23 protein-coding genes are annotated in these 25,432 nt (G+C 71.4%); 7 read left to right on the plus strand and 16 right to left on the minus strand.

The genetic code is table 11. The annotated features are described in order from the left end of the window. Positions 1-69: 69 nt before the first annotated feature. The 8 genes from ACZ7LT_RS25945 to pgfA form a co-directional block, all read right to left on the minus strand. Positions 70-315 (minus strand): Trm112 family protein, encoded by a 246-nt coding sequence (locus tag ACZ7LT_RS25945; RefSeq protein ID WP_471238493.1) that lies wholly within the window; start codon positions 313-315, stop codon positions 70-72. Then, on the minus strand, positions 312-1,217 hold the full coding sequence (locus ACZ7LT_RS25950; RefSeq protein WP_019884410.1) for a DMT family transporter: 906 nt from the start codon (positions 1,215-1,217) through the stop codon (positions 312-314). The genes ACZ7LT_RS25945 and ACZ7LT_RS25950 overlap by 4 nt, the downstream gene beginning before the upstream one ends. Before the next feature lie 3 nt (positions 1,218-1,220). Then, a complete protein-coding gene (locus ACZ7LT_RS25955) occupies positions 1,221-2,027 on the minus strand; it encodes a class I SAM-dependent methyltransferase (protein WP_471238494.1) in 807 nt (268 codons plus the stop codon). Next, complete coding sequence (locus tag ACZ7LT_RS25960) at positions 2,024-3,496, minus strand: condensation protein (RefSeq protein ID WP_471238495.1); 1,473 nt, start codon at positions 3,494-3,496, stop codon at positions 2,024-2,026. The genes ACZ7LT_RS25955 and ACZ7LT_RS25960 overlap by 4 nt, the downstream gene beginning before the upstream one ends. 62 nt (positions 3,497-3,558) lie before the next feature. Next, a complete protein-coding gene (locus ACZ7LT_RS25965) occupies positions 3,559-7,839 on the minus strand; it encodes an alpha-(1->3)-arabinofuranosyltransferase domain-containing protein (protein ID WP_471238496.1) in 4,281 nt (1,426 codons plus the stop codon). 22 nt (positions 7,840-7,861) lie between these two features. Beyond that, positions 7,862-8,611 (minus strand): class I SAM-dependent methyltransferase, encoded by a 750-nt coding sequence (locus ACZ7LT_RS25970; protein ID WP_471238497.1) that lies wholly within the window; start codon positions 8,609-8,611, stop codon positions 7,862-7,864. Beyond that, the gene (locus tag ACZ7LT_RS25975) at positions 8,604-9,854 is read right to left on the minus strand and encodes a glycosyltransferase family 4 protein (protein WP_471238498.1); all 1,251 of its coding nucleotides are present in this window, start codon (positions 9,852-9,854) and stop codon (positions 8,604-8,606) included. Before ACZ7LT_RS25975 ends, ACZ7LT_RS25970 begins: the two co-directional genes overlap by 8 nt. 341 nt (positions 9,855-10,195) lie before the next feature. Then, positions 10,196-11,152 (minus strand): cell envelope lipid trafficking protein PgfA, encoded by a 957-nt coding sequence (gene pgfA / locus ACZ7LT_RS25980; RefSeq protein WP_471238499.1) that lies wholly within the window; start codon positions 11,150-11,152, stop codon positions 10,196-10,198. Between the two features lie 237 nt (positions 11,153-11,389). On the opposite strand from pgfA, the gene ACZ7LT_RS25985 reads away from it, so the two are divergent. Then, complete coding sequence (locus ACZ7LT_RS25985) at positions 11,390-11,572, plus strand: hypothetical protein (protein WP_471238500.1); 183 nt, start codon at positions 11,390-11,392, stop codon at positions 11,570-11,572. Between the two features lie 88 nt (positions 11,573-11,660). Beyond that, positions 11,661-12,848: a PucR-like N-terminal domain-containing protein gene (locus ACZ7LT_RS25990; protein ID WP_471238501.1), complete on the plus strand. Its 1,188-nt coding sequence runs from the start codon at positions 11,661-11,663 to the stop codon at positions 12,846-12,848. A 119-nt stretch (positions 12,849-12,967) separates the two neighbouring features. Here the strand turns inward: ACZ7LT_RS25990 and ACZ7LT_RS25995 are convergent, their stop codons facing one another. Then, complete coding sequence (locus ACZ7LT_RS25995) at positions 12,968-13,327, minus strand: lipase family protein (protein WP_471238502.1); 360 nt, start codon at positions 13,325-13,327, stop codon at positions 12,968-12,970. A gap of 209 nt (positions 13,328-13,536) precedes the next feature. Here ACZ7LT_RS25995 and ACZ7LT_RS26000 point away from each other — a divergent pair, with 209 nt between their 5' ends. Further along, positions 13,537-13,992, plus strand: coding sequence for a PucR family transcriptional regulator (locus tag ACZ7LT_RS26000; protein ID WP_471238503.1), 456 nt, complete (start codon positions 13,537-13,539; stop codon positions 13,990-13,992). 22 nt (positions 13,993-14,014) lie between these two features. Here the strand turns inward: ACZ7LT_RS26000 and ACZ7LT_RS26005 are convergent, their stop codons facing one another. Beyond that, positions 14,015-14,554 carry a SixA phosphatase family protein gene (locus ACZ7LT_RS26005; RefSeq protein WP_471238504.1) on the minus strand — a complete coding sequence of 180 codons (540 nt, stop codon included), beginning with the start codon at positions 14,552-14,554 and terminating at the stop codon, positions 14,015-14,017. A 294-nt stretch (positions 14,555-14,848) separates the two neighbouring features. Between ACZ7LT_RS26005 and ACZ7LT_RS26010 the strand changes: the two genes are divergently transcribed. Then, complete coding sequence (locus tag ACZ7LT_RS26010; RefSeq protein WP_471238505.1) at positions 14,849-15,073, plus strand: hypothetical protein; 225 nt, start codon at positions 14,849-14,851, stop codon at positions 15,071-15,073. Here the strand turns inward: ACZ7LT_RS26010 and ACZ7LT_RS26015 are convergent. Genes ACZ7LT_RS26015 through ACZ7LT_RS26030 form a run of 4 tightly spaced genes read right to left on the minus strand, consistent with a single transcriptional unit; the run spans position 15,037 to position 18,674 of the window. Further along, positions 15,037-15,663, minus strand: coding sequence for a GTP-binding protein (locus ACZ7LT_RS26015; protein ID WP_471238506.1), 627 nt, complete (start codon positions 15,661-15,663; stop codon positions 15,037-15,039). The two genes, ACZ7LT_RS26010 and ACZ7LT_RS26015, sit on opposite strands and share 37 nt — an antisense overlap. After that, a complete protein-coding gene (locus ACZ7LT_RS26020) occupies positions 15,650-16,018 on the minus strand; it encodes a DUF742 domain-containing protein (RefSeq protein WP_471238507.1) in 369 nt (122 codons plus the stop codon). Before ACZ7LT_RS26020 ends, ACZ7LT_RS26015 begins: the two co-directional genes overlap by 14 nt. Then, positions 16,018-16,422 (minus strand): roadblock/LC7 domain-containing protein, encoded by a 405-nt coding sequence (locus ACZ7LT_RS26025; RefSeq protein ID WP_471238508.1) that lies wholly within the window; start codon positions 16,420-16,422, stop codon positions 16,018-16,020. Before ACZ7LT_RS26025 ends, ACZ7LT_RS26020 begins: the two co-directional genes overlap by 1 nt. Beyond that, a complete protein-coding gene (locus ACZ7LT_RS26030; protein WP_471238509.1) occupies positions 16,419-18,674 on the minus strand; it encodes a sensor histidine kinase in 2,256 nt (751 codons plus the stop codon). Before ACZ7LT_RS26030 ends, ACZ7LT_RS26025 begins: the two co-directional genes overlap by 4 nt. A gap of 902 nt (positions 18,675-19,576) precedes the next feature. Here ACZ7LT_RS26030 and ACZ7LT_RS26035 point away from each other — a divergent pair. Beyond that, positions 19,577-20,821 carry an outer membrane protein assembly factor BamB family protein gene (locus ACZ7LT_RS26035; RefSeq protein ID WP_471238510.1) on the plus strand — a complete coding sequence of 415 codons (1,245 nt, stop codon included), beginning with the start codon at positions 19,577-19,579 and terminating at the stop codon, positions 20,819-20,821. A gap of 222 nt (positions 20,822-21,043) precedes the next feature. On the opposite strand, the gene ACZ7LT_RS26040 is transcribed toward ACZ7LT_RS26035, so the two are convergent. Continuing rightward, positions 21,044-21,466, minus strand: coding sequence for a secondary thiamine-phosphate synthase enzyme YjbQ (locus tag ACZ7LT_RS26040; RefSeq protein ID WP_471238511.1), 423 nt, complete (start codon positions 21,464-21,466; stop codon positions 21,044-21,046). 98 nt (positions 21,467-21,564) lie between these two features. On the opposite strand from ACZ7LT_RS26040, the gene ACZ7LT_RS26045 reads away from it, so the two are divergent. Next, positions 21,565-22,668, plus strand: a complete 1,104-nt coding sequence (locus ACZ7LT_RS26045; RefSeq protein ID WP_471238512.1) for an NAD(P)-binding domain-containing protein — start codon at positions 21,565-21,567, stop codon at positions 22,666-22,668. Between the two features lie 323 nt (positions 22,669-22,991). Here ACZ7LT_RS26045 and ACZ7LT_RS26050 read toward each other — a convergent pair whose 3' ends face one another. Then, positions 22,992-24,803: an ABC transporter ATP-binding protein gene (locus ACZ7LT_RS26050; RefSeq protein ID WP_471238513.1), complete on the minus strand. Its 1,812-nt coding sequence runs from the start codon at positions 24,801-24,803 to the stop codon at positions 22,992-22,994. 158 nt (positions 24,804-24,961) lie between these two features. Here ACZ7LT_RS26050 and ACZ7LT_RS26055 point away from each other — a divergent pair, with 158 nt between their 5' ends. Continuing rightward, complete coding sequence (locus tag ACZ7LT_RS26055) at positions 24,962-25,405, plus strand: MarR family winged helix-turn-helix transcriptional regulator (protein ID WP_471238651.1); 444 nt, start codon at positions 24,962-24,964, stop codon at positions 25,403-25,405. Positions 25,406-25,432: the final 27 nt, after the last annotated feature.

A 25,432-nucleotide genomic window follows, 5' to 3' on the forward strand; every position in this document is an offset into this window, starting at 1 on the left:
GAGGGGAACCTCCGGTTCGCAAGGAGCGCCCCGATCAGGATCAGCTTTCTCGTACCGGCCAGTTGGGGCCTAAGCGCGGTCCCGGCCGGCTGACGCGTCGTGCTCCTCCTCGGCGGCCGGTTCCTCCTCGGCGGCCGGTTCTTCCTCGGTGTCCGGCACTCCGGAGGAAGGGAGCAGTTGCGGAATGCCGTCGACGATCGGATAGCGGCGGCGCAGGCGCGGGTTGTAGAGAGCGCCCCCGATCTCGTCGAGGATCAGCGGCCCCTTGTCGAGCGGGCAGGCGAGGATCTTCAGCAGCGGGTTGTCAGGCTTCATGGCCGGGTTCCTTCGGAAGTGGGGGTGTCCGCGTCGTGTCGTGGCAGGGTGAGCAGGACCGTCAGTGCGAGCACGGTGCCGCCGAGACGCAGTAACAGCCGCAACGAGTCCTCGGGCAGCGGCTCGGCGAACGCGATCGTGCCGCTCACGATGGTGAACACGCAGGCCACCGTCGAGCACACCGGGACGATCAGCGAGGCCCGGCAACGCTGGAGCGCGGTCTGCGACAGCACCAGTCCGCTGACCCCCGTCAGCAGGAGGAGGTACGGGTACGGGGAGGCGAGCAGGGCGGGCACGGAGCCCAGGAGGTCCGAGGTGTCCAGATGGCCGGAGACACCCTTGATGGCGAGCGAGCTGACGCCGTAGATCAGACCGACCGCGACCGCGTAGGCCACTCCTGTGGTCGGCTGCCGATGGCGCCGGCGGGCGCGCCGCTCCGCGGCCGAGTAGAGCAGCAGCCCGGCCGCGAGGGTCGGCACGCACAGTGCCAGCAGGATGCCCGTGGGCGCGCTGCGGCTGATCTCCTCGCTGGTCCCGTACAGCGAGGCCACCACCATCACCAGCGCCAGACCGATGACGGCCACCGCGCGTCGCTCACGGCCGGAGGGGCGCTCACCGAGCACCACCGACGAGAGCACCAGCAGGAGGACAAGCCCGGACAGGAACAGGCCTTGGGCGGCGGCGATCGGCAGGGTGCGGTAGACGGCCAGCTGCGCGGCGAACCCCAGGGCCAGTGCCATGGCCCCACAGATCCACAAGGGCCTGCGGGCCAACAGGATCAGGGCCCGGCCCGGCTGTGCGGCGCTCAGCGGCGGCATGCCGGCGAGCGCCCGCTTCTCCAGGACGAAGCCGGTGCTGTACAGGACGTTCGCCACCAGCGCGGCGGTCACACCCCACACCACGGGCTACACCTTTCTCGCATGCACGAGGAGGATTGAGGCGAGGGACGGCACCCCGCAGGCCAGGCGGTCCAGCGGGCGGAGCGGGCGCGGCACTCCGTGGAACGGCGCACCGGCGACCGCCACCACCTCGAACCCGGACGCCGCCACGAACTCGCGCAGCGCGCGTGCCGTGTACAGCCTCAGATGGCCCACCACCTCCCTGCCCGGTCTGCCGTGGATGCGGCGCAGACTCACCTCGGAGAACACCGGCTGGACTCCGGCGAGCAGCAGAGCGCGGTTGTACCAGGCGGCGAGGTTCGGCGTCGAGAGCATCAGATGCCCACCGCGTCGCAGCACCCTGCGCAGTTCGTCGAGGGCACTGTCGGGGTCGACGAGGTGCTCGACGACCTCGCTGAACAGCACGGCGTCGGCACTGCCGGAGGCGAACGGCAGCCCACTGCCGGTCAGCTCGCCGCGGACGACCTGGCTCAGGCGCGGCGCCGCCCTGCGCAGCGCGTCCTGCGACCAGTCGATCCCCACGATGCGGTGCCCGGCCAGGACGCGGGCGGCGGTCGCGCCCGCCGAGCCGTCCCCGCAGCCGACGTCGAGCACGGTCGCGGCCGGGCGGCCGGGCCCGACGGGGCCGAGCGCATCGGCCAGCATCCGGGCCTGGCGCAGCGTACGGGCTTCCCCGGAGGCGACGGGAACGGTGGGGTTCTCGTAGAAGTCCCGCAGGCCGGGAACCGGCCGGCTCGGCGCCAGGTCGGGGGAAGTCACCGCCGCCTCGGGCGACTTCCCGGTTCCTGTGGAGCCGCTGGCGGAGAGGGTCATGACGGCCTCTTGTGGTTGTCCTGGGTGGAACGGGCTCCACCCGGTGTCGGGTCCGGACGCGGTGTGTCGCGGTGGTACGGCCCGCCCGGGCCGCGTGCGTGATCCCGGGCCGAAGACGCCTCGGCGTCCGTGGCGGTGGCGGCCACCTTCCGGATTCCGGCTCCCGGCCCCGCCCCTGGAGCATGCGCCCCGGTCGAGGTGAGAGACGTAGTCGAGAGCGACTCCTCGAACAAACCCACCAGGTCCGCACCGGCCGCCTCACCGAGCAGCGCCCGCGACCAGCGCAGCGTCACATGCAGTCGCCCGCCGGTGGAAGCCGCCGCCAGGCTCAGCCCGCGCGGCATCCGCGCCGGTGCGGAGAACCACACGGCCGTCGCGCGGCCGGCGTCGCCGAAGTCCAGCGCGTACGGCACGCGTCCGATGTTGGTGACCAGTGCCGTCGACGTCCAGGGCGCCGCCGCCCGCCGTGCGCCACGGGTGAGCACGCCCCGGATGCCGACGGGGAGCAGCGGTGCGGTCAGCAGACTCGCCCCGGCACCCATGGGGGCGCCCTGGGCCGACTTCAGCGCGTGGGTGCGCCGAGCAGTGGTGCGCAGCAACCGGGCCACGGCCGCCGGGTCCGGCCGCTCACCGAGCAGCAGGTCCTTGTCGCGCGGGTCCTCGGAGGTCATGGCCACCTCGACGAGCCGGGTTCCGTTGCCCATCGGCATCTCCGTGCCGCGCGGCCGGTCGTCGACGGGCATCGTGATCCGTACCGGACCGGCCGGCCGGCCCTGCGAGACGTTCCAGCGGCCCACCATCAGTGATGCGGCGACCAGGAGTTGGTCGTTGACGGTCCAGGGCGGGAGGCCTCCGGTCCGCGCCACACGTCGCGGAACGGGCAGGTCCGCCTGCAGCATGCCGTTGCCCACGGCGCGGGCACGTACCGCCTCGGGGCGGGAGTCCGGTGCGACGCGTACGGGGCGCGCACGTACGGTGCGGCCGGTTGCGCTCGGAGCCGGACCCGAGCGCCCCGGCCGGACCCGCCTGGTGACCGGGAGGGCGTCCACGCCGCCGTACTGTTCGGCGGTCGTGGCGAGCACTCGCAGCCCCGACGGCGCGTCGAGAGCCGTGTGATGCATCGTCAGCAGCAGTACGGTCCCGCTGTCGGCCTCTACGACTTCCAGGCGCATCGGCGGCGACAGGGTGAGCGGCGGGCAAGCGCTCAGCGCGCGGGCCCGGACCCTGGCCAACGCGTCGGGTCCCCGCCCCGCGAAGCTCACCGGGTCGCTGTCCGGTTCGCCGGTCAGCTCCCACGCGAAGGACCGCCGGTGCCGACGGCCGGGCACCTCCCGCATCAGCACCCTGGGGTGCGTCAGCAGCGCCCGCCGGAACGCGGCCCGCAGCCGTGCCGGGTCCACCCGTCCGGGCAGGTGGACCTCGATGTGTACGCTCTCCGGTTCGTCGTCACTGAGGCAGTGCCGCGACACCTCATCGACGGTCGGAAAGGGAATCCGGACCCTGCCGGGAGCGGGCGCGGTCCACGGCTCGCTCACGAGGGGCCACCGCCTTCAGGCCGAAGGGGCGGCCCGGGACGGTGCCCGTCGCCCATGCTGCGCGGCCTGGCCGTGACCACCCGTCCGACTTCCGGTGCATCGGAATCGTCGTCGTCATGCCCGTCGCCATGCCCACGCCCGGCGGCCATCGACGTCGGCCGTACCGCCGTCACCAGCGCGGCGGACAGGGCCACCAGCGCGAGCACCTGCGCCAAGCCGCTGAACGCGCCCGCCCCAGTGGCGACCGGCTCTCCGGCGCCGAAGGCCGCGACAAGGCCCGCTCCGGCCATCGCCGCCGCTGCGGTCGGCACCAGCACGGCCGGCCGGAACCGTGCCGCCACGGCGAGTACGGGCACGATCAGGGCCAGTGGCCCCGCCGCCACCGCGACGACCGCGGTCAGCGCCAGCGTTCCGAGCAGCATCCCCGGGGGCGACGGTTCGGACAGCTCCTCGTCGGTCCCACCGTCGTGACGTCGGCGGCCCACGAAGGCCAGGGCGAGCAGGGCAACGAGCGCGAACGCACCGCCGATCAGGGCTGTCCGGTACGGCCCGGAGGGCTCGAACTCCATGGTCACCGTGCCGGACGCCCCGGCCGGGATCACCCACGCCTGCTGCCAGCCGTCGAGGCGTACCGGCTCCAGCTCCGTGCCGTTCAGGGTGGCCTTCCAGCCGTCGTTGGCGTTCTCGTAGGTCCGCAGGTACGTGGCCTCGCCGGAGCCGGCCGACACCGAGACGGTCCGGCTGTCGTCGGTCCACCGGGTGACGGTGGCCTCGCGACCCGCCGCTCCGGCCAGTTCCTGCGGAGTGCCCCGGGTCAGCGTGACGTCGGTGATCGCCAGCGGGCCCGCGTCACCCGCCTCCACCTCGTGATCGCCGGGCGGAAGTTCCAGCGTGCCGTCCTTCTCCTCCCCCGCGCAGAGGGCGACGGTGACGGGGCGCCGCTCGGTGAGGTCCCGGACGAGTCCGGAGGCCTTCGTCTTGTGCAGGACACCGCCCACGGCGAGGTCCGGGCCCTGACCGCACGGCAGCGAGAAGCGCGCGGACGGCTTCGGGCGCGGCACCCGCAGGTCGGCGAGTGCGGGAACGTGCACCTCGCTCAGCCCGACCGGCAGCTGCAACTGCGCGTTCGCCACCGGGTTGTGGACGGTGAGCGGGGCGACCCTGCTGATGGTGATGTCCAGCCGGTTCGTCTCGATCGCCGGGAAGCGGACCCGTCCGTTCTCGTCGACGTCGGCCACCGCGGCGCCGTGCGGCGAGCTGATCATCACCTGCTCGGGCCGGGTGGACACCCCACCCGCCGGCGCGAGGATGATCTCGTCGATCTTCCTCTTCTTGGGCCAGCTCAAGTGGACCACGGGCCGGTCGCCCGCTATCCACGCGGTCGTCAGATCACCGTCGACCAGGTTACGGGCGCTGAGTTGTGCGCCGTTGGGGCTGATGGAGTCCACCCTGGCCGTCACCCGGTTCTTCGACCCGGGGGCGGAACGGTCGAGCAGTTCGTCCAGCGCCGCTCCGGGCACGGCGACGGCTCGCGCCGACACCTCGTACTCGCCCGGTTCCCCGGTGCTGAACCGCCGGTGCAGTCCCACCTCGGCCGATACGGGCGACAGGCCGCCGGCGTCGGTGCCGCGGTGGAGGGAGTACACGCTCGCCACCGCGTCGGTGCGCTCGGCGTCGGCAGGCAGCGCCAGCATGCGCGTCACCTGCACGTCCGGGATCGACACCTCGGAGAACCCGGCCCCGGAGAGGCCCGGGCGCGCCTGCTGCGCGGCGACGATGGTGATCTTCATCCAGGAGGCCTCGCCGGCAGGAGCCTTGACGGTCTGCGGCAGGCCGTTCGTCTGGAGGGGGCTGTCGGCCGAACCACGATCGGTCTCGATCCGCACCCGGGTGGGCGCCGCGCGCATCGAGTCGCCCGGCAGGGGCGTGAGCTGGATGGAGGCCGGGACGGCGGTCGGCCGGGAGAACTCCACCCTGAGCCACTGTCCGGCCGGCTCGCCCGGGCTGCCCTCGGCCCACGCGGTGTCCGGGTTGCCGTCGAAGGCGTTCACCGGGTCGTACTGCGGCAGGTGGAACAGCCAGTTCCCACTGCTGGAGGCCGTCACGGCCTCGGCGCCCCGCAGCATCGCCGTCGTCTGATGATCGGTGCCCTCCGACGGCAGGATCTGCTTGGGCTTCTCACCTGGGTTCTGCAGGCTGCCGGAGTGATTGCGCTCGTTCGCGGTGTACGTGTACGAGGTGTTGTTGTTGACCAGACCGAACCGGGTGTCGGCTCGACGCAGCCCGTCCGCGACCGCCTTCACCGGTGCGACGAGGCCCTCGGGAAGCCTGTCGCCGGCCAGTACGGCCGGCCGCTCGGTCATCGAGGGATCGGCGGACAGCTGGAGCAGCGCCTCGGGTCCGCCACTGATCACGGCCGTGTCGGCCACGGCCGAGAGACCGACCCTGTCGGGCCGCGCGTCGCGGTCCCGCGGCTCGTAGATCTCCACGGCCTGGAGTCGCGGGTAGAGCCCCTGCACCTGGAGCGGGGTGTCGGCGGCGATGCGTCCGCCGGTCACCAGCGGGCCGAACCCGGTGACCTTGCGGTAGCCGGACGACTCCAGGGTCCGCTTCACCGTCTGCGGCGGGACGTAGCCGATCTGGTCGGGGTCGAGGTCGTTGCGGACGACCACCTCGTGCATACCGGCCCGTGCCAGGTACGCCTGAAGGCCCGGAACCTCGGAGCCCGACAGCAGCGCCTGCTCGACGGCGTCCGTCATACGGCGTGCGCCGGGAGTACCGAAGGGGACGAAGTCACGCTGCGCCCAGGGGGTCTCGGCCAGGACGTCGAAGGGCTGGTCGATGGGGGATCCCCAGGTGTAGATGCCGTGTGCCGTCGCCGGTACGACCAGGGCCCGGCTGTTCGGGGCGTTGGCCTTGAGCCAGTCGGCGGCCTCGTCCCAGTGGGTGGGAAGTTTGGTGAACGCCCCGGGCTGCAGGATCGAGCCGTTGACGTACGGCAGCGCCAGACCCGGCAGGACCAGCACGGCCACGGTCGCGGGTACCCAGCGGCGACCGCGCAGTGCGCGAGACCCCCGGCTCTCGGACAGCACGGCTGTCAGATGGGCCAGTCCGAGGGCGAGCGCGAGGGCAAGGCCCGGCTGGAACTTGTAGATGTTGCGGAACGGCTTCAGCGGCCCGTCCAGCCAGTCCTGGACGACACCGTGAACCGGACCGCCGAAGGCTCCGCCGTACCCGGCGAGCGCGACCAGGACGACGGCCAGGACGGTCAGCATCAGCCAGCGGCGCTCCGGCAGGTCCCGCCGGGCCAGGCCCGCAAGGCCGAGGGCCGCGGCGAACGCCGTACCGAGAACGGTGACGACGGAGGTCGCGACGGTCCAGCCGGCCGGCAGCCATGCCTCACCGAAGTTCAGATAGGCCACCCAGTTGCCGGCGCCGCGCAGCAACTCGGTCGCGGACATGGTGGCGGTGGTGGTGTCGGCCTGCTCCACGTACGGCATGAAGTTCTCGCCGTACATGCCGAGCAGGAGCAGCGGCACCACCCACCACACGGTGGCCAGGACGACGCCCGGTATCCACCAGCCGAGCAGCGCCCGCCGGCGCCGGCCGGGCGGGCGGCTGAGCAGGTACAGGCCTACGGGCAGCAGCGCCGCCAGTGTCGAGGCCGCGTTCACGCCGCCCATGAGGGGGATCAGCAGGGCCGAGCGCGCGGCGGCCGTACGGGGGCTCGACTTCGCGGAGGTCAGCGGCAGAAGTACCCAGGGCAGCAGGGCACCGGGCAGCGCGGCGGCGGAGGTCGATCCGATGACGATCGTGAAGGTGGGCCACAGCGCGTAGACGACGGCACCGAGGACACGGGACGCGGGCGTCCCCACGCTCAGCCGTTCGGCGAGCCTGAGCGCGCCCCAGAAGGCGGCGGTCACGATGATCGACAGCCAGAGCCTTTCGGCCAGCCACACGGGCACCTGGAGGAGGTCCATGAGCGCGTAGTAGGGCAGTGCCGGGAAGGCGTAGCCGACGTACTGGTTGGCTATGCCGCCGAGGCCCACGTTGCCGTTCCACAGCGAACCGAGGTCGCCGATGAAACGCCAGGGGTCGAGGGCGACGCCGAGTTTGGTCTCGAACGTCATCTTCCCCGGTGACACCGCGAGGAACGACACCAGCACGACGGCCCAGAAGCCGAACAGCAGGCGTCGTCCGCGCGGTTCGCCGGACGCCTGCGACGGCGTCGGGCCGGGCTGCGGCACCCAGGTGGGCGCCTGGACCGTGGTGGTCATGACCGTTCCTCGCTTCGCATGCTCATGGGCTTCGCCTGAGAATCAGCAGCAGATTCCAGGTGGCGATCTCGCGGAGTCCCGGCACCCGGGTGATCGTGCTCGCGAGGAACGGCCAGTAACGGGAGCGCGCCGTGACGACCTGCACGTCGTCGCGGCCGCGGACGTGCCGAAGGGTGGGGCCGATGTGGACGGGGAAGAGGTTCTCGCCGAGCGTGTGCTTGGCCTGGCGGCCGGTGCGCCGTTCGTAGCGTTCGCGGGCCCGGTCGGCCCCGAGGTAGTGCCACGGCGCGGTCTCGTGGCCTCCCCAGGGGGAGAGCCAGTTGGTGAACGACAGGTAGATCAGTCCGCCGGGGCGGGTGACCCGTGCCATCTCGCTGATGAAGGTCTGCGGGTCCGACACGTGCTCCAGCACGTTGGACGAGAAACAGACGTCCGCCGCCCCGTCGGCGAGCGGCAGCAGATAGCCGTCAGCGAGCACCGCGTCCTCGGTGACCGGCCCGCGGGCGCTCAGCTCCCGCAGGTCGGGCTCGAAGAGGTAGCTCTGCGCGCCACGGCGGCGGAACTCCTCGGTGAAGTGGCCGCTGCCGCCGCCGACGTCGACGACGATCTTGCCGGGCAGGTCGACATGACGTGCCACCTGTGCGACCGAGTCGCGGGCCAGCAGGGTGTAGCACCGCTCGGGGTCGCTGGGCTCGCGCATGAACGCCCGGAAGAGGGCGGCCGACCGTCTCAGCGACGGATCCTTGAATCCACGTTCGGCGATCTCAGCCATGGCCGCTCCTGCCGCGTCCCTTGAGGGCGGCGCGGGCCGCGGCCTCGGCGGCGACCTCCTGGAACTGACGGACCGTCGCGCTCCAGCGGAAGCGTGTGGCGCGCTGCGCGGCGGCACGTCCCATGACCGCGCGCCGTTCGGTACTGAGGGACAGGGCGCACCACGCGGCGGCGAACGAACTCTCGCCCCGGGCGAGCACCCCGGTCTCCCCGTCCTCGATGGAGTCGCACAGGCCGGGGATGTCGAAACCGATCGCGGGGGTGCCCCGGGCGGCCGCCTCGGTGACGACCAGGCCCCAGCCCTCGACGAGGGAGGGGTGCAGCAGGAGCCACGCCTCGCACATCAGCCGGTGCTTCTCGGCCTCCGACACCCGTCCGGCGAACGTCACGGCGGGGCCGGCCATGGCTTCGAGCCGCTCCCGTTCGGGGCCGTCGCCCACGATGACGAGTCGGCCGCCGGTGACGGGGCGGACCCGCTCCCACAGCCTGAGGAGCAGGTCGATGCGCTTGTACTCGACCAGTCGGCCGACGGCCAGGAACAGCGGCTCCTTCGCCTCGGGCAGCGGCGACCCGGGGTCCTCGACACCGTTGTGGACGATCCGGATGCGGTCCGCGGCCACGCCGATGCCGCGCAGCTCGGAGGCGGTCGACTCGGAGACGGCCACCATCAAGTTGTTTCTGTGCGTGCCTGCTAGCGCCCAATGCTCGAGCCTGCGTCCGAGCCGTGCCGCCGGGCCCGGGTAGCGCATCTGCCAAAGATCGGTGTGCACGTGGTTGACCAGGCACAACGTCGGTCCGCGGTGCCACAGCGGCGCCAGGTACGGCATGCCGTTGCAGACCTCGACCAGCAGGTCGCAGTCGCCGACCTCGCGGGCGAAGGTCGCCCTGGCGCGCAGGAAGTGACCTGCGTCACCTCCCGCCGAGACCACCCGGTAGTCGCGTGCGGCGGCGGGGCCGCCGCATACGAGCGTGACCTCGTGGCCGCCGGCGGTCAGACCGTCGGCGATCCGGTCGATGAGCAGTTCCGAGCCACCGGCGGCACGGTTGGCCACGTCGCGGCGGGCGAGGAAGGTGATCCGGCGCGGCAGAGACGCCTGGGGGGATGCGACGTGCGGGTCGGCGGCGGGCGAGTCTGCGAGCGGGCTGCCGGTGAGGGCTTGAGCGGGAAGGGCTTGAGCGGGAAGGGCTTGAGCGGGAAGGGAGTCCTTCTGGCCGGAGGCCAAGGCGGACGCGCGCTGGGGCATAAAGGTGCTCCAACTCGGGGGCTGCGGGACGCAGGCGGGTGGGGGGACGGCCGGGCTTCCGGGGATGAAGCGCTGGGCTGGCTCGGTGTGCGCGTACAGCGGGGTGCGGGATACAGCGGGGTGCGGGTGCAGCGGTTGCGGGTACAGCGGGTGCTGCGGTGCCGGACCTGGACGTGAGGGCGTCCTGTCCGACACCAGTACGGCGGGAGACCCTGGGGGGAGAGCCGGTTCCACCGGGAAACACTGGTCTTACTGCGGGGTAACGTCAGTGTTCGTTCCATCGATTCGTCCGGCTACTCACGCCGGTGACAAGTTCGAACCGTTCGAGAGGCCCTGTTTCATCACTCATCTGAGTGTTGCGGCTGTCGGCGGCCCCGCATCAGCAGCACCGCGCCTGCGGCGACCAGCAGACCTCCCGCGATCCCGCCCGCCAGGGGCGCGGTCTCGCCGAGCAGCTCCAGCCGGCCACTGTCCTCCGAGGCCAGCTTCACCTGCTCACGCCGGGTCGCCTCGGTGAACTCCAGCCGCTCGCTGGACAGCAGGGTGACCGCGTCCTTCTTCGAGCCAGGGGCCCGCAGTGTCTTCGTCGGCGCGATCAGCGCGTTCATGATCCGCCCCGTTCGGGGGTCCACGGTCAGCTCGATCCTCGCGTTGGAGTACCACTCCTCGGCCAGCACCTGTCCCGGCTTCTTACTGCCCACCAGCACGCCGGGCACCAGCCGGGTGCCCGTCGCGGTGGCCTCGACGGCACCGACGAAGCGGTAGCCCTCATGCCCGTCGATCCTGGTGACCTTTTCGAACGCCAGCGGCACCGTGGCGCCCAGACTGCTGTCCCACCAGGCGTACGTACGCTTCTCGACATCGAACGGGAACTTCAGGTACGCCTCACCCTCGAACCCGGGCTTCTCCTCGCAGCAGTGCACCGGGAGGTTCGTCCGGCGGTCGGTCACCCAGCGTTCGGTGGTCCACTGCAGGGATTTCCGCGGGTCGGCCAGCGGCAGCGTCTTCGGCGTGTCGATCTGGGTCGACACGTCCCAGATCGCGTTTCCGCTGCGCTCACCGGCGGCGACATCCCCGAGCACCCGGCGGGTGATCGTGATCGTCTGGTCGTCCACCGTGGAAACGGACCCGGTGTCGAAGTAGCTGCCCCGGCCTTCGAAGACCGTCGTGGAGACCGTATCGGTCGGCGTGCGTTTGGCGCGCGGCTCCACGTACCAGGCGAGCAGTTGGGTGAGCACCAGCAGAAAGACACCGGCACCCAGCAGAATCAGGGACAAAGGTGATATTGAACGACGCATTCTGGTACTCCGATACGGACGCGAGATGCGGGAGTTCAGGGCGGTGCGGGACGGGCCGCGCGCACGGATCACAGCCTGTCCGGGGCGGCGAGCGACTTACCCGGTAGTAACACTGCTGTGAACGGCGAAGCTAGGTGGAGCTTGACCACCTGTCAATGCGCCTCTCATACTGACCGCGCCGGACCGGGCCGGCGCGCTGGGTGACAGACCTCATCGACTGAGAGGCCGATCATCCTCATGTCCAGACTGCTCGCCGCCCTCCTGACCTGCGTCGCCGCCGCCGCTCTGGCCACAGGCGCCGCCTTCGGAATCGTCGCCGCTCTCGACGCCGCACCCGAGCAGCAGAACGTGCCGCTCGTCACATTCCCCGACCCGCCCGCCCAAGGGCCCTCCAGCACACCTGACCCCGGCGCGGGCTAGTTTGTGACTGTGAAGGCCCGGCTGACCGAGCTCATGAAGACGGACATCCAGGAGCGGTGGTTTGGAAGCCTCGTCAGCGTGGCGCGACGTGCCACAAGAACGGATTCAGCAGTTCGCCGACCGGGCCCTGGAGCAGGTCCCCGAGCTGGCACAGGACATCCTCGCCGCGATCCGGCGGGAGTACCCGGGCCTCGTGTTCACCGTCGACGAGTCCGGAGAGCCGAAGGCCCTGGTGGCGATCCGGCACGCGCTGGAGCTCTTCGTGGAACAGATGACCACGGGCTCGGACCGGCCGAGCGAACTTCCCGAGATGTTCCGGGACTTCGGGCGCGGCGAGGTCGCTCACGGGCGCAGCCTGGACTCCCTGCAGGGGATCTACCGGCTGGGCGTGCGCCTTTCCTGGCGGCGCATGGCGGAGATCGGCCAGCAGGCCGAGATTCCGTCCTCGGCCATGTACGAGCTCGCCGAGTCCGCTTTCGAGTACCTCGACGTGATGGTGGCCCAGTCGGTACGCGGCTACGCCGAAGCCATCGCCCGCCAGGCCGGCGAGCGGCTGCGTCTGCAACGTCTGCTCGTCGATCTCCTGCTCGCCGAGCACCGCTCGGATCCGTCGGCCTTTCTCGCCGACCGCGCGGTCGACGTGGGCTGGCAGCTGCCCGAGAAGGTGGCGGTGGCCGTGCTGCTTCGCCCCGCCGCGGAGGCTGTCGCCCCTGCAGTGGGAGAGGAGGTGCTGGTCGACATGGAGAGCGAGCGGCCACGCCTCGTCGTGCCGGACCCGGACGCCCCCGGACGCGCGGAGTTGCTGGACCGGGCGGTCGCCGGCTGGTCCGGCGCGATCGGCCCGTCGGTTCCCGTGGCGGAGGCCACCACGTCGCTGCGGTGGGCCGAGGCCGCCGTCGGGATGATCGAGCAGGGCCTGCTGCCGCGAGGGCGGCTGCTGCACTGCGGCGAGCACGTCGAAGCCCTGGTACTGCTGCCCGCGAGTGAGTTGATCGACGATCTTGCCCGGCGGAGACTGGCGCAGCTGGACGAGTCCGGTGGCCCGGCGCACGCACACCGCCTCGCCGAGACGCTGCTGGCCTGGCTGGAAACGCGCGGGGGTGCCCCGGAGGTGGCCGCCCGACTGGGGGTCCACCCACAGACCGTGCGCTACCGGCTGCGACAGCTCCGTGAGCTGTGGGGCGACGACCTGGACGACCCGGACCGCCGCTTCGAGCTGGAGCTGGTGCTCCGTACCCGGCGACTGCGCGGAGATCTCGTCCCGCCGCCCGACTGACCTCGGGGGCGAGGCAGACGTACCGCCCGGCACCTCGTGCCTGACGCTCGGCGCGCCGTGGTGTCCGGCTGCCTCACCCGGTCCTGCCACGCGATCCGCGCGGCAGGACCACACGCGGGTCAGGACAGCGGCGTCGGCTCCTCCGGTGCCAGCGAGTTGCCTGCGGGGATGCGCCCGCAGTCGGACGGAGCCGTCCGCCCCGCGAAGCGGTCGTCGAACCAGTCCATCGCGAGAGGGGCCCAGACGACGGGCACGCCCACGTGGCTGAGCAGCTCGTACTGCCGGTACGTGATGTCGGAGTTGCCGGTGGCGCAGTACTGCCGCGCGAGCGCGCGCACGTCACCGGCGCCCATGACACCGTCGCCCGTGCCGATCCCCCGGTGGTTGCTGAAGGTGCCCTCCAGGACGCCCGCGTCGCCCTGGGCGATGAACCCCGGGACTGTCGGCGTGGCGGCGGAGCCGAGGTTGATCCGGTTCACCGCCGTGACGAGGTCGGGAACCGAGTTGACGTTCTCGTACTCGGGTTTCGCACGGACGCCGGCGCGATGCAGCGCCAGACAGTGGGAGTGCCGCTGTCCGTGCTGTCAGGTGGCGGAGGGCTGGTCCTCATCCCGCACAAGGCGCCGGCCGCCGACTTCGGCCCCGCCGACCGGGACCGGCTGTCCCAACTGGTCGTGGACTGGGCCGGATGTGCGGCGCCGAGGTGCTTGCTGCGGCGGCCGCCGCGCCACCGGAGGGCGTCGCGGACGCCGCCCGGCTTGCGGGCGAGGTACGTGAGGTGGCCGAGGCTTCCGGCTACGGGCCGGGGCTGTACCTGCTCGACGATGTGCTGCTCGAGTACCAGCTGAGCCGTCCGAGCCCTGCCAGGGAAGGGCTCGCCGCGCTGCTCGACCCGCTGGACACACGCCCGGAACTGCTCACCACCCTGCGCACGTTCCTCGCCTGCAGGCTCGACCGGCGCGGGGCCGCGGCACGGCTCCAGGTCCACCCGAACACGGTGGACTACCGCCTGCGCAAGGCGACGGATCTCACCGGCCTTGACGCGTCCCGGGGCGCCGACCTGGTCACGCTGCACGCCGCGCTCGCCGCCCATGACGCGTTGCGGCGCGGCGACCCCGGCGTGGCCCCCTCGCGCCAGGCCTGAACGCCCCTGCCTTCGACCCGGCTCACCGCTTCCCACGCGGGACCGCGAGGTCGGTCAGAAGCGCGGTGCCGGGCGCGAAGTCGGCCCATGCGCCGCGCCGCGTCAGCACGGCGATGGCCGAGGTGGGGAACTTGGCCTCCACGCGCTGCAGTGTGTCGTCGAGCGCCTCGCCGGCCAGCAGCAGGACCAGCTCCTGCAGGCCCGGGTTGTGCCCGATCAACAGCAACGTCCTCACGTCGTCCGGCACTTCGCGTACGAGGGTGAGAAGGCTCTGACTGTCCGCCGCGTAGGCGCGCCGCTCGTGGCGTGCGGGCGGCGTGCCGGGCATCTCGGCGGCGGCCAGCTCCCAGGTCGACTGCGCTCTGCGGGCGGTGGAGCACAGGACGAGTTCGGGCAGGCAGTCGGCATCCCTCAGCCAGCGGCCGGCCGCCGGGGCGTCGCGAAGACCTCGCGGACCGAGGGGGCGGTCATGGTCGGGCACACCCTCGGGCCATGCGCTCTTGGCGTGCCGCAGAACGACCAGCCGCCGCAGCGGGAAGGCGGTTTCGCGGGCGGTTTCCACCTTCTCAACGGTACGCGGCACACAGCCGAGCCCGGCCCGGTATCGCGCGTACAGCGCCGCGGTACGCACCGCTATCCAAGGAACGACAACCGAACCTGGCGCTCCGGGTTGTCCTTGTTCGTGTCCGCCAACCTCCGTTGGGACAACCCCAGCTAACCGGCTTGCGAACACGCGCCCAGCGCTGGCGCCGTTGTCTTCACCTCACAGGCTGACGGCGGCGGCTGACGTCGAGGACATCAGGGGCAACGCGGTCTGACCATCACTGTCAGCGACGGCAAGGACACCGGGACCGCCATGATCGTCGTGACGGCAGGTGTCCGGGGCGGCCAGAACGTGACCGGCACGACGGGGCCGGATCTGATGCTCGGCCAGGGCGGCGGCGGCCACGACGTCCTTTGCGGCGGACCTGGCGACGACGCCCTGGCCGGTGGGCCCCGAAACGACTCGCTCGCCGGCGGCCCAGCCGGCGACACCTTCACCGACTACACGCCCAGCGAGGGAGACACCTCGGCTCCCTGACGCCTGGGCTCCGCCTCGCCCGCCCGGGCGATCAGCAGGTCGAGCAACGAGAGCAGGACGCCCCGGACGTCGTCGCGGGAGCGGGCGTCGAGCATGAGGACGGGCGTGTTCGGGTCGCGCAGGTGCAGGGCTGCCCGGATCTCCTCGGCGGTGTAGGGCTGTTCGCCGTGGAAGCAGTTCGCACCGACCACGAACGGAAGCCCCCGGTTCTCGAAGAAGTCGACCGCCGGGAAGCTGCGGTCCAGGCGCCGCGTGTCGACCAGCACGACCGCCCCCAGCGCCCCGTTCAGCAGGTCGTCCCACATGAACCAGAAGCGCTCCTGGCCCGGTGTTCCGAACAGGTACAGGACGACTCCGGCGTCGGTGAGGGTGATCCGGCCGAAGTCCATCGCCACCGTGGTGACCGTCTTCGACTCGATGCCGTCGAGGTCGTCGACGCCGACACCCGCGGCCGTCAGCCGTTCCTCCGTACGCAGCGGCTCGATCTCCGAGACCGTCTCGACCAGGGTCGTCTTGCCGACGCCGAATCCTCCGGCGATGAGGATCTTGACGGGGGCCGTGTCGTCGGCGGGGGTGTCATATCCGGGCAAGGTTGTCCCTGATTCTCATGAGCAGGTGGACGTTGGTGGTCGCGGTCGCCTCCAGGGGCGGCCGGTGGTGGATCAGCCCACGGTCCGCGAGTTCGCCGAGCAGAAGCGTCATCGGGGTGAGGCGGATCCCCGTCCGGGCGGCGATCTCGGCGACCGCCGTCCCGTTCGGCGGCGCGCAGAGGGCGAGGACGGCCTGCCACTCGGTGGGCAGACCGGTGTGGGCGTCCGCGGGCGCCGCCGCCGTGACGGTGGTGTCCATGGTGAGGACGGTGTGGGCCGCGGCTGTACGTCCGTCGGTCAGGGCGTACAGCCGCGTACGGCGGCGGCTTCCGCGCCGCGGCTCGTCGTCCGGCATTAGGCGCTCGGCGCCTGGGCGCGCTCGGGCGTGCCCAGCCACTCGCCGAGGGCCTGCGCGGTCCGTACGGCCTCGCCGCCCAGCTCGCCGAGGCGCGCCTTGCGGGAGGCCACCACGATGAGCGTGCTGCCCTCGCCACAGCCGACGATGCAGAGGTAGCTCTCGTCCATCTCGACCAGCTGGCGGATGACCCGGCCGCCGCCGACCTCTCGGGAGATCGCCTTCATGGTGGCGGCGACTCCGGAGGAGGCGGCGGCGATGCGCTCGGCCTGGTCCCGTTCGAGCAGGTAGGCGCTGAGCATGATGCCGTCGTTGGAGAGGAGCACGGCGCCCTGGATGCCGGCGATCCTGCTCAGGTTGTTGTCCAGGACGCTGTAGATCACGTCGTTGGGTGTCGTCGTCATGGCTCATCCCGTCGGAGTTCTTCTTCGACCGTCTGGGTCCCGTGTTCGTAGTCCGCCCAGGCGTCGGCGACCTCTTCGGGGGTCGCCTCGTCCTGTACGACGGTCTCTTCGGGTGCGCGGGGCGCGCGGAGTTGCTGGGCGATGTGGGTCTGCGGGACGCGCTCGGGGAGGGCCGGACGCGAGCTGCCGTCGGGGGTCGCCGGGTGAGGCCTCTCGGCCGCCTGGTGCGGCGTCGCCCGACGGGTCGGCAGACCGGAGCCCACGTGCAGGACCAGCTCCGGCTTGCGCTCGGCCCGGCCGGTCTCGGGGAGGGAGGGCCGTACAGGATCCGGCATCCCCCCCGGCTCCGGTCGCGGCTCCGGCTCCGTCCTCACCAGCAGGTCCTGGGGCAGGATCACCACCGCCGACGTACCTCCGAAGACCGAGCGCCGCAGCGTAACCGTGGCCCCCAGCTGGTCGGCGAGGTGGCCGACGACGAAAAGTCCGAGCCGGTGGGCGTTCTCCGCCAGGACGGAGTACGGCGGGGCCGAGTGCAGGCGGTCGTTCATCTCCTCGTAGCGCTCGGCGGACACGCGCGGACCGCGGTCCTCGATCTCGACGGACAGCCCGTCCGCCACGGCTTCGGCGCGGATGACGACCTTCGACCTCGGCGGGGAGAAGCGGGTGGCGTTGTCGAGCAGTTCCGCCAGCAGGTGGCTGACCTGGCTGATCACGCGCGGCTCGACGCTGATCTCGTCCAGGGCCTGTCGCTCGATGCGCCGGAACTCCTCGACTTCCGCCGCCGCCTCACGCAGCAGGTCGGCGATGCGCATCGGGTCGGTGTGCGGGTCGGGGATCTCGCCGTCGGCGAGGATGAGCAGGTTCTCGATCTGTCGCCGCATGCCCACCGTCAACTGGTCGGATTTCATCAGATGGGCCAGGAGTGCCTCGTTGTGCCCGAAGGCGTCCTGGAGGTCTTCGGTGAGGCTCAGCTGCCGGCTGACGAGGTTTCCCGTGCGCGTGGCGATGCCGGCGGCGAACGTACCGAAGCCATGACGCTCGGCCGCGAGCTGCCGGTGCCCGTCGACGGACACGGCGACGACACGGGCGAACGCGTCGCTGATACGCCCCACCTCGTCCCGCTCTCCGCCGACCGTCGGCAGCGCGTCGGCCGCCACACTCTGCCCGCGCTGCAGTCGTTCGAGGACCTTCGGCAGCGTCTCGTCGGCGACGGTCACCGTGCGCTCGTGAAGGCTACGCAGGCGGCGCAGCACTGAGCGGGTGGTGAAGACGACGACGAGCACGACGATCAGCAGGGCTCCGCCGCTTCCCGCGATCACCCAGGCGACCTCGGCTTCGAGCTCGCCGGCCTTGGCGTCGGCGCGGGCGACCACGGCCCGCGAACGCTCGGCGTTGAGCGCGGTGAGGCCCGCGGCGAACTCCTTGTGCGCGGCCGGCCACTCGCGGACCTCGCGGGGCAGCCGCACGCCGGAGTCGATGTCCTTGTGCTCGGAGACGACGGCGTCCTCGGCGGCGGTCTTGACGCTCCAGGCCTTCGAACCCGTCACCCGCTCGTAGGCCGCTCGTTCCTCGGCCGGCAGATACGGCACGATCCACGTGTCGTACAAGTACCGGTGGGCTCCGACGGCGTTGGTGAACTCGGCGAACCCGGTGGCGCTGAGCTCCCTGGAGGGCCCGGCGAGGGCGATGATCGCATCCTCGCGGGCGACCATCTCGGAGGCGGAGTACATGGCCACCATCGGCCGGCTCTCCTGGGCCAGCTCACCGTCCTCGCCGTGGCTGAAGGCCTCCTGGAAGACGCTGATGATCCGGTCGATCACGCGGGTGTAGGAGGCGATCGTGCTGTAGGCGGCATCGCCGTGGGCGTCGGCGCGCTCGCGGTGCGCGGCCAGCTCGCCGAGGCCGCTCACCACCCCCTGGAGGTGGTCGTCGTCCGCATGTTCGTGACCGTCGTGAGCGGCGGGCACGAGCGCGCGGAACTCGGCCGCGGACCGGTCCGTGGCCGCACGCACATCCCGTAGTTCCTTCTCGGACACGGACGCGCCGCCCCACCGGGCGGCGGTCATCTTCCGCTCGGCCTGCAGATCGGTCATGAGCCTGTACAGGGGGGTGCCGTACCGCTCACCGGCCGCCACGTCGGCACGCAGGTGCTGCGACCGCTCGAGCAGCTCACCGACGATCACGGCGACCTGGGCGCCCATGGCCAGGGTGGGGACGACCGCCAGCCAGATGAGCAGCGTACGCAGGCGCACGGTACGCGGGCGACGGGCCGTCGACCGCGCGGGTGCGCCATGAGGTTCTATGGGAGACATCAGCCCTCGGGAGCGGGGAGGCATGGGGACGGGCCCATCGGCCGAGCGAGCGCGCGGTCCTGGGTGGGGACGACGGGGGAAACGCTCGATCCGGCTTCGGCGGGATGTGTGCAGGGATCATAACCAGCCACGCCAAGTATGCGGAGAGATTGATTCGGTCCTCGACGCGTGGTATTTGAGCCAGGGGTGTTGCGTCCTGGATGCCGTATCGGAACCCGACCGGTATCTCTTTCCGTGCGGATGTCGGCTCGTCAGCTCAAGCACCGCTCAGCGTCCCGTTGCGAGGACGGGTCGCCAAGGTCGGCCCCGGCCCCGGCCCCGCCCCGGGGCCGGGGCCGTCACGCTTCGACAGGGGCCGGCACAAGAAGCGCAGCGCCTTTGACCGTTACATCGCCCTCGGGCCCGTAGGTGACGAGGACCTTGCCCTCGTCGCCCATCTTGTAGCCGGTGTTGAGGCAGTCGACCACGTTGCGGCCGAGTCGGTCGACGGCCGCGGCGACGATCCCGTCGTACGTACCGGAGCGGAGCCACAGCCACAGCCGCCGGCCATGTACTGCCCCGAGAGGCAGCAGGATGCCGTGGGCAACGCGGCGGTGACGTGCGTCGGATCAGCGAACGTGCGCGGGAACGGACGCCCGGGTGGCACCAGGGCGCGCTGACGACGGCTGAGGCCGCAGCTCCCGTGTGGTGTCCCGATTGGTTCACGAAGCTGTCGCGGTTGGGACCCGGCCGTCCCCTGTGTCGTGCAGTGACGGATAGCGTTCCCGACCTCGGGGTCGCACGTCCGTGCGGCGCCGACGATGCACCTTTCTGCTCTGACGACTCCACGGGGGTACGGCGACATGACCATGCGACGAGACGGCATGCCGGGTGACAGGTTCTCCCGGCGGCATGCACTACGGCTGGCCGGCGGCGGTCTCACGCTGGCCGTGCTGACCGCGGGTGTGGCCGGTTGTCGCGAGGACGGCTCCGATGTCGGCGGTTCCGGGGGGTCCGAGCCGGTCGGCGGGGACAAGCCGGCCGGGGGCGGCGCCGGTAAGGACGGCCAGGCTCCTGAGCCGCTGTGGACGAAGACGACATCCGCCCAGACCTACGGCGACAACGCCGAGCTCGTGGCCGCGGGCGGTGTGGTGATCGCCAGCGGTGCTCCACTGGTCGCACTGGACGCGGCGTCGGGCAAGGAGCAGTGGTCGCTGGAGGACGGCGCGACCCCCGGGGCACCGATGCTGCTCGGCAGCGGCACGCTGTACCTGGCCAGCGCTACATACGACGGCACCGTCACCGGCTACGACCCGGCCTCGGGCAAGCAGACCTGGCGCAGCCACCTGGGCAAGGAGTACCGGCAGCCGAGACCGATCGCGGCGGACGACGATCAGGTGTACGTCATCGCCGAGATCCAGGAGGCCGACGGCTCGTCCAAGACCAACGTGATCGCCGCGCTGAACAGCAGTACGGGCAGAGTGGCGTGGAAGGAACAGCGCGACTTCGGCACCGAGCAGAACGGTATCCACGCCCATGCCGAGGGTCGCCACCTCGTGTACACCGACTTCAAGAAGAACCTGACGGTGCGCGACACCGCCACCGGCAAGCAGGTGTGGACGCACAAGACCGCCAAGACCAACTACGGTTTCTTCGCCGTGTACAAGAATCTGGTGATCGTTCCGCAGGGTCCGACACTTCTGGCTTTCGGCCTGGCCGACGGCTCGGCGAAGTGGTCGGTGAAGACCGCCGAGAGCTACGTCGCTTTCAAGGAGCCGGCCGTCCTGGACGACGTGCTCTACATCGTCGACAGCGACCGCACGATGCGTGCCCTCGACCCCCGTACGGGCAAGGAGATCTGGCAGTCGACGGCGCTCGCCGACGCGAATCTCACGGTGCCGCGGCAGTACGTGAAGGTGGGCGATGTCCTGTACGCGGCCACAGACCTGGACGAGCGGGGTGGTGTGATAGCCATCGACGCGAAGACCGGTGCCGTGCGATGGACGTTCAACGACAAGACCGGTGACTATCACGCGTGGCTGGTGGCCACGGACGGGAAGCACGTGTTCGCCCTGCACGGCAAGAAACTGCACGCGCTGCCCGTCTGACACCCGAGCAGACCGCCCCAGCCCGGAACCGGCGCGGGCCCGGTGCCTGCGCGGGCCGTTCCTGGATGTCCGGCACGGACCTTCGGAGCGGTCACCGATCGGGCGCCGGCTGTCTGTGGACAGCAGTCGAGCTGTACCGCCCGCGGGTACCACCGAGCGTCGTCGGGCGTGTCGTAGAGGCCGGATTCGCGGTCGCTGCGCAGCCGGCCCGGTCTAGCTCGATCAGCCCAGGAAGCTCAGCCGCACCTGGCGTTCCGGGTTGTCCTTGTTGGTGTCCACCAGGCAGATCGACTGCCAGGTGCCCAGTACCAGTCGGCCGCCCACGACCGGGAGCGTCGCGTGTGGCGGGACCAGGGCCGGGAGGACGTGGTCGCGGCCGTGGCCCGGGGTGCCGTGGCGGTGTTGCCAGCGGTCGTCCGCCGGGAGGATGTGGTGGAGGGCCGTGATGAGGTCGTCGTCGCTGCCCGCGCCGGTCTCGATCAGGGCGATTCCGGCGGTGGCGTGGGGGACGAAGAGGTTGAGGAGGCCGTCGCGGCCGTCTGCGGTCTCGGCGAGGAACTGTTCGCAGGTGTGGGTCAGGTCGGTCACCGTCTCCGTCCGGCCCGTCGTGACGTCGAGGATCCTGGTGCTGAAGTGAGCGGACATGAGCCCCATCCTGCCGTCCACCCCCGCGCATGGCCCGTCCGGTGACCGGGACACGACGGTGCGGGAAGATCCCGGCCCCTCCGCCGGTTGGTAGAACCGTGAACGATTTCGGGGTACACGAGGTGGACGTGGTGGTCGTCGGCGCCGGGCAGGCGGGGCTGTCCGCCGCGTACCACCTGCGGCGTACGGGGCTCGAGCCGGACCGGGACTTCGTCGTCCTGGACCATGCGCCGCGTCCCGGCGGTGCCTGGCAGTTCCGCTGGCCCTCGCTGACGTACGGCAAGGTCCACGGCATGCACGCACTGCCCGGCATGGAGCTCACCGGTGCCGACGGCAGCCGGCCGTCCTCCGAGGTGATCGGTGCGTACTTCGCGGCGTACGAGCAGCGGTTCGGGCTGCGGGTCCACCGGCCCGTGGCTGTGCGGGCGGTCCGGGAGGGCGAGGGCGGGCGGCTGCTGGTCGAGTCGTCGGAGGGGACGTACGCGGCCCGGGCGCTGATCAACGCCACCGGCACCTGGGACCGGCCGTTCTGGCCCCGCTACCCCGGTCAGGAGACCTTCCGGGGGCGCCAGCTGCACACCGTGAACTATCCGGGGCCACAGGAGTTCGCGGGGCAGCGGGTCCTGGTGGTGGGCGGCGGCGCGTCCGGGACGCAGCATCTGATGGAGATCGCGGAGACGGCGGCGGAGACGACCTGGGTGACACGGCGGGAGCCGGTGTACCGAGAGGGACCGTTCGGCGAGGTGGAGGGGCGTGCGGCGGTCGCCCTGGTCGAGGAGCGCGTACGACAGGGGTTGCCGCCGCAGAGTGTGGTCTCGGTGACCGGGCTGCCCCTCAACGACGCCATCCGCGCGGCTCGCGAGCGGGGCATCCTCGACCGGCAGCCGATGTTCGACCGGATCACTCCGACGGGTGTGGCCTGGGACGACGGCCGGACCCTGGAGGTGGACGTGATCCTCTGGGCGACCGGTTTCCGCGCGGCCATCGACCATCTGGCACCGCTGCGGCTGCGTGAGCCGGGCGGCGGCATACGGGTCGACGGCACACAGGCGGTCCGCGACGAACGGGTCCATCTGGTGGGGTACGGGCCGTCGGCCTCGACCATCGGCGCGAACCGGGCGGGACGGACCGCCGTGACCGCGATCCGGCGCCTGCTGGAGCGCACACCGGACCGGGACGGCGTCGCCGTACCCGTGGAGTGAACCAGGGCGGCGACCCTGGCAACGTGACGAACACACGAACGCACGAGCGGTTGTTCCCTTGAACGTGTGGTCGTGCCGGATTTCGTTGCCCGACTCCCCTGCGACGCATGATGCTTACGGTGCGCAAGCGATGGGCTGCAGACCGCGACTGCGCCGTCCCACATATGCATCGCACAAGGAGAACGCACCACATGAACCTCATCACCAACCTGCTCGCCGGCGTCGTCCACTTCGTGGGTTGGCTCGTCTGACGGTTGATTTCTCCGGCGCCGTCGCTCCCCCGTCCCAGGGGGGCGGCGGCGCCGTCGCATGCGCCCGTCGGCTCAGGGTGCGACGGTCGGCGTCAGCTCCGCGTCCCTGCGCACCAGGGCGGCGTACCGCCCGTCCCGGTTGAGCAGTTCGGCGTGGGTGCCCCGCTCGGCTATTCGGCCGGACTCCAGGACCACGATCTGGTCGGCGTCGCGGACGGTGGAGAGCCGGTGGGCGATCGTGATGGTCGTGCGGCCTGCGGAGAGCGCGTCGATGGCCTGCTGCACGGCATGTTCCGTACGGGTGTCGAGGGCGCTGGTCGCCTCGTCGAGGATGAGTACGGGCGGGTCCCGGAGGATGGTGCGGGCTATCGCCAGGCGCTGCTTCTCGCCTCCGGAGAAGCGGTAACCCCGCTCGCCGACAAGGGTGTCGTACCCGTCGGGCAGGGTGGCGATGTGGTCGTGGATCTGCGCGGCGCGCGCGGCGGCCTCGATCTCCTCGTCCGTGGCGTCGGGTTTGGCGAAGCGCAGGTTGTCGGCGACGGAGGCGTGGAAGAGGTAGGTCTCCTGGGAGACGACGCCGACCGCGCGGGCCAGGGTGTCGAAGTCGAGGTCGCGTACGTCGACGCCGTCGAGGGTGACCCGGCCTCCGGTCACGTCGTACAGCCGGGGCACCAGATAGCTGAGCGTGGACTTTCCCGAGCCGGTCGGCCCGACGACCGCGAGCGAGCCGCCCGCGGGGACGGTCAGGTCGACGCCGTCGAGGGTGGGGCCGGTCTTGGCGTCGTAGTGGAAGTCGACGTCCTCGAAGCGGATCTCGCCGCGGATCTTGTCCAGCCGGGTGGGTTCGGCCGGTTCGGTGATGTCCACCGGGAGGTCCAGATACTCGAAGATCCGCTGGAACAGCGCGAGGGAGGTCTGGATCTGCACTCCGGTGGAGAGCAGGCTCACGGCCGGGCGGAACAGGCCCTGCTGGAGCGAGACGAAGGCGACCAGGGTGCCCAGGGAGATCGAGGGCCCGCCGGTCTGGAGCGCGAGGCCCGCGGCCCAGTAGATCAGTGCGGGCATGGCGGCCATCACGATGCCGATGGTCGACATCCGCCACCGTCCGGCCATCGAGGCGCGCACTTCGAGGTCGACGAGGCGCTCGGACTCGTCGGCGAAGGACTTCGTGAGGGAGTCGGCACGGCCCATCGTGCGGCCGAGCAGGATGCCGCTGACGGAGAGGGACTCGGTGACGGTCGCCGCCATGGCGGCCATCTGTTTCTGCCGCTGGGTGGTGATCTTCTTGCGTTCGCGGCCGACGCGGCGGCTGATCCACACGAAGACCGGCAGCAGGACCAGAGAGACGATCGTGAGCCGCCAGTCGAGCGCCAGCATGGCGACGACGGTGGCGACGACGGCCGTGAGGTTGGAGACGAGCGAGGTGGCCGTGGACGTCACGGTCGCCTGCATCCCGCCGATGTCGTTGGCGATCCGGGACTGGACCTCGCCGGTGCGCGTACGGGTGAAGAAGGCGAGCGGCATCCGCTGCAGCTGGGCGTAGACGGCCGTGCGCAGGTCGTGCATGACGCGCTGGCCGACGGTGGTGGAGATCAGGGTCTGCAGCACGCCGAAGACGCTGGTCACGACCGCGGTGGCGATCATGCCGAGGGCGAGCAGCGTGAGCAGTCCCGTACGGCCCTGGGGGATGGCCGTGTCGAGGATTTCCTTGAGCAGGAACGGCGAGGCGACCGAGACCAGCGAGGAGGCGCCGACGAGCAGGCCGACGACGGCCAGCCGGCCGCGGTAGGGGCGGAAAAGCCGGACGATACGCCGCAGCTGGGCCGGCGGCTGGTCGGGCTGCCGGGGCGGCGGCGTCCAGGTGGACTCGGCGTGGATGCGCATGGGCTCCTTCGTAACGCTCGGGGCGCGGACGGGCGACCGGAGGCCCGCACCGAGGCGGCGGATCCCGGATCGACATTGAGAGGCTAGCTCACTGTTACCTATATGCACAATGAGTTTGGTCCTGGTAATGTTCCCGCATGAGCACCCCCGGTTCCCGCATGAGCACCCCCGACGCCGACGGCCTGCTGGCCGAGCAGCTCCTGCGGCTGACCCGACGGCTCCACCGCATCCAGAAGCATCATCTGGAGCCGGTCGGCATCACCCCCGCCCAGTCCCGGCTGCTGCGGACGGTCGCGCACTACGACGAGCCGCCGCGGATGGCGGATCTCGCGGCGCGGCTGGAGGTCGTCCCCCGTGCCGTGACCAGTCTCGTCGACGCGTTGGAGGCCGGCGGGCGGGTCCGCCGGGCCCCTGATCCGACCAACCGCCGGGTGATCCGGATCGAGCTCACGGACGAGGGACGCGCCACGCTGCGACAGCTTCGGAGCGCGCGTCGGGCGGCCGCAGAGGACATCCTTGCTCCATTGACCGCCGATCAGCGCGAGGTGCTCGGCGGTCTGTTGTCCGCTCTGGTCGACTCCGGGCCCGAGCGGGGCTGCTGAGCCGCCCGGCGTGGGCGGCCGGCGGCG

Source organism: Streptomyces sp. NPDC039465, assembly GCF_055639315.1.

Excerpts from the sequence above, each read along its gene's own strand:
- ACZ7LT_RS25965 (WP_471238496.1), bottom strand. The coding sequence starts at position 7,839 with ATGACCACCACGGTCCAGGCGCCCACCTGGGTGCCGCAGCCCGGCCCG.
- pgfA (WP_471238499.1), bottom strand. The coding sequence starts at position 11,152 with ATGCGTCGTTCAATATCACCTTTGTCCCTGATTCTGCTGGGTGCCGGT.
- ACZ7LT_RS26050 (WP_471238513.1), bottom strand. The coding sequence starts at position 24,803 with ATGCGCATCCACGCCGAGTCCACCTGGACGCCGCCGCCCCGGCAGCCC.
- ACZ7LT_RS26025 (WP_471238508.1), bottom strand. The coding sequence starts at position 16,422 with ATGACGACGACACCCAACGACGTGATCTACAGCGTCCTGGACAACAAC.
- ACZ7LT_RS26020 (WP_471238507.1), bottom strand. The coding sequence starts at position 16,018 with ATGCCGGACGACGAGCCGCGGCGCGGAAGCCGCCGCCGTACGCGGCTG.
- ACZ7LT_RS26000 (WP_471238503.1), top strand. The coding sequence starts at position 13,537 with ATGTGCGGCGCCGAGGTGCTTGCTGCGGCGGCCGCCGCGCCACCGGAG.
- ACZ7LT_RS26035 (WP_471238510.1), top strand. The coding sequence starts at position 19,577 with ATGACCATGCGACGAGACGGCATGCCGGGTGACAGGTTCTCCCGGCGG.
- ACZ7LT_RS25945 (WP_471238493.1), bottom strand. The coding sequence starts at position 315 with ATGAAGCCTGACAACCCGCTGCTGAAGATCCTCGCCTGCCCGCTCGAC.
- ACZ7LT_RS26055 (WP_471238651.1), top strand. The coding sequence starts at position 24,962 with ATGAGCACCCCCGACGCCGACGGCCTGCTGGCCGAGCAGCTCCTGCGG.
- ACZ7LT_RS26040 (WP_471238511.1), bottom strand. The coding sequence starts at position 21,466 with ATGTCCGCTCACTTCAGCACCAGGATCCTCGACGTCACGACGGGCCGG.
- ACZ7LT_RS25955 (WP_471238494.1), bottom strand. The coding sequence starts at position 2,027 with ATGACCCTCTCCGCCAGCGGCTCCACAGGAACCGGGAAGTCGCCCGAG.
- ACZ7LT_RS25985 (WP_471238500.1), top strand. The coding sequence starts at position 11,390 with ATGTCCAGACTGCTCGCCGCCCTCCTGACCTGCGTCGCCGCCGCCGCT.
- ACZ7LT_RS26010 (WP_471238505.1), top strand. The coding sequence starts at position 14,849 with ATGATCGTCGTGACGGCAGGTGTCCGGGGCGGCCAGAACGTGACCGGC.
- ACZ7LT_RS25970 (WP_471238497.1), bottom strand. The coding sequence starts at position 8,611 with ATGGCTGAGATCGCCGAACGTGGATTCAAGGATCCGTCGCTGAGACGG.
- ACZ7LT_RS25975 (WP_471238498.1), bottom strand. The coding sequence starts at position 9,854 with ATGCCCCAGCGCGCGTCCGCCTTGGCCTCCGGCCAGAAGGACTCCCTT.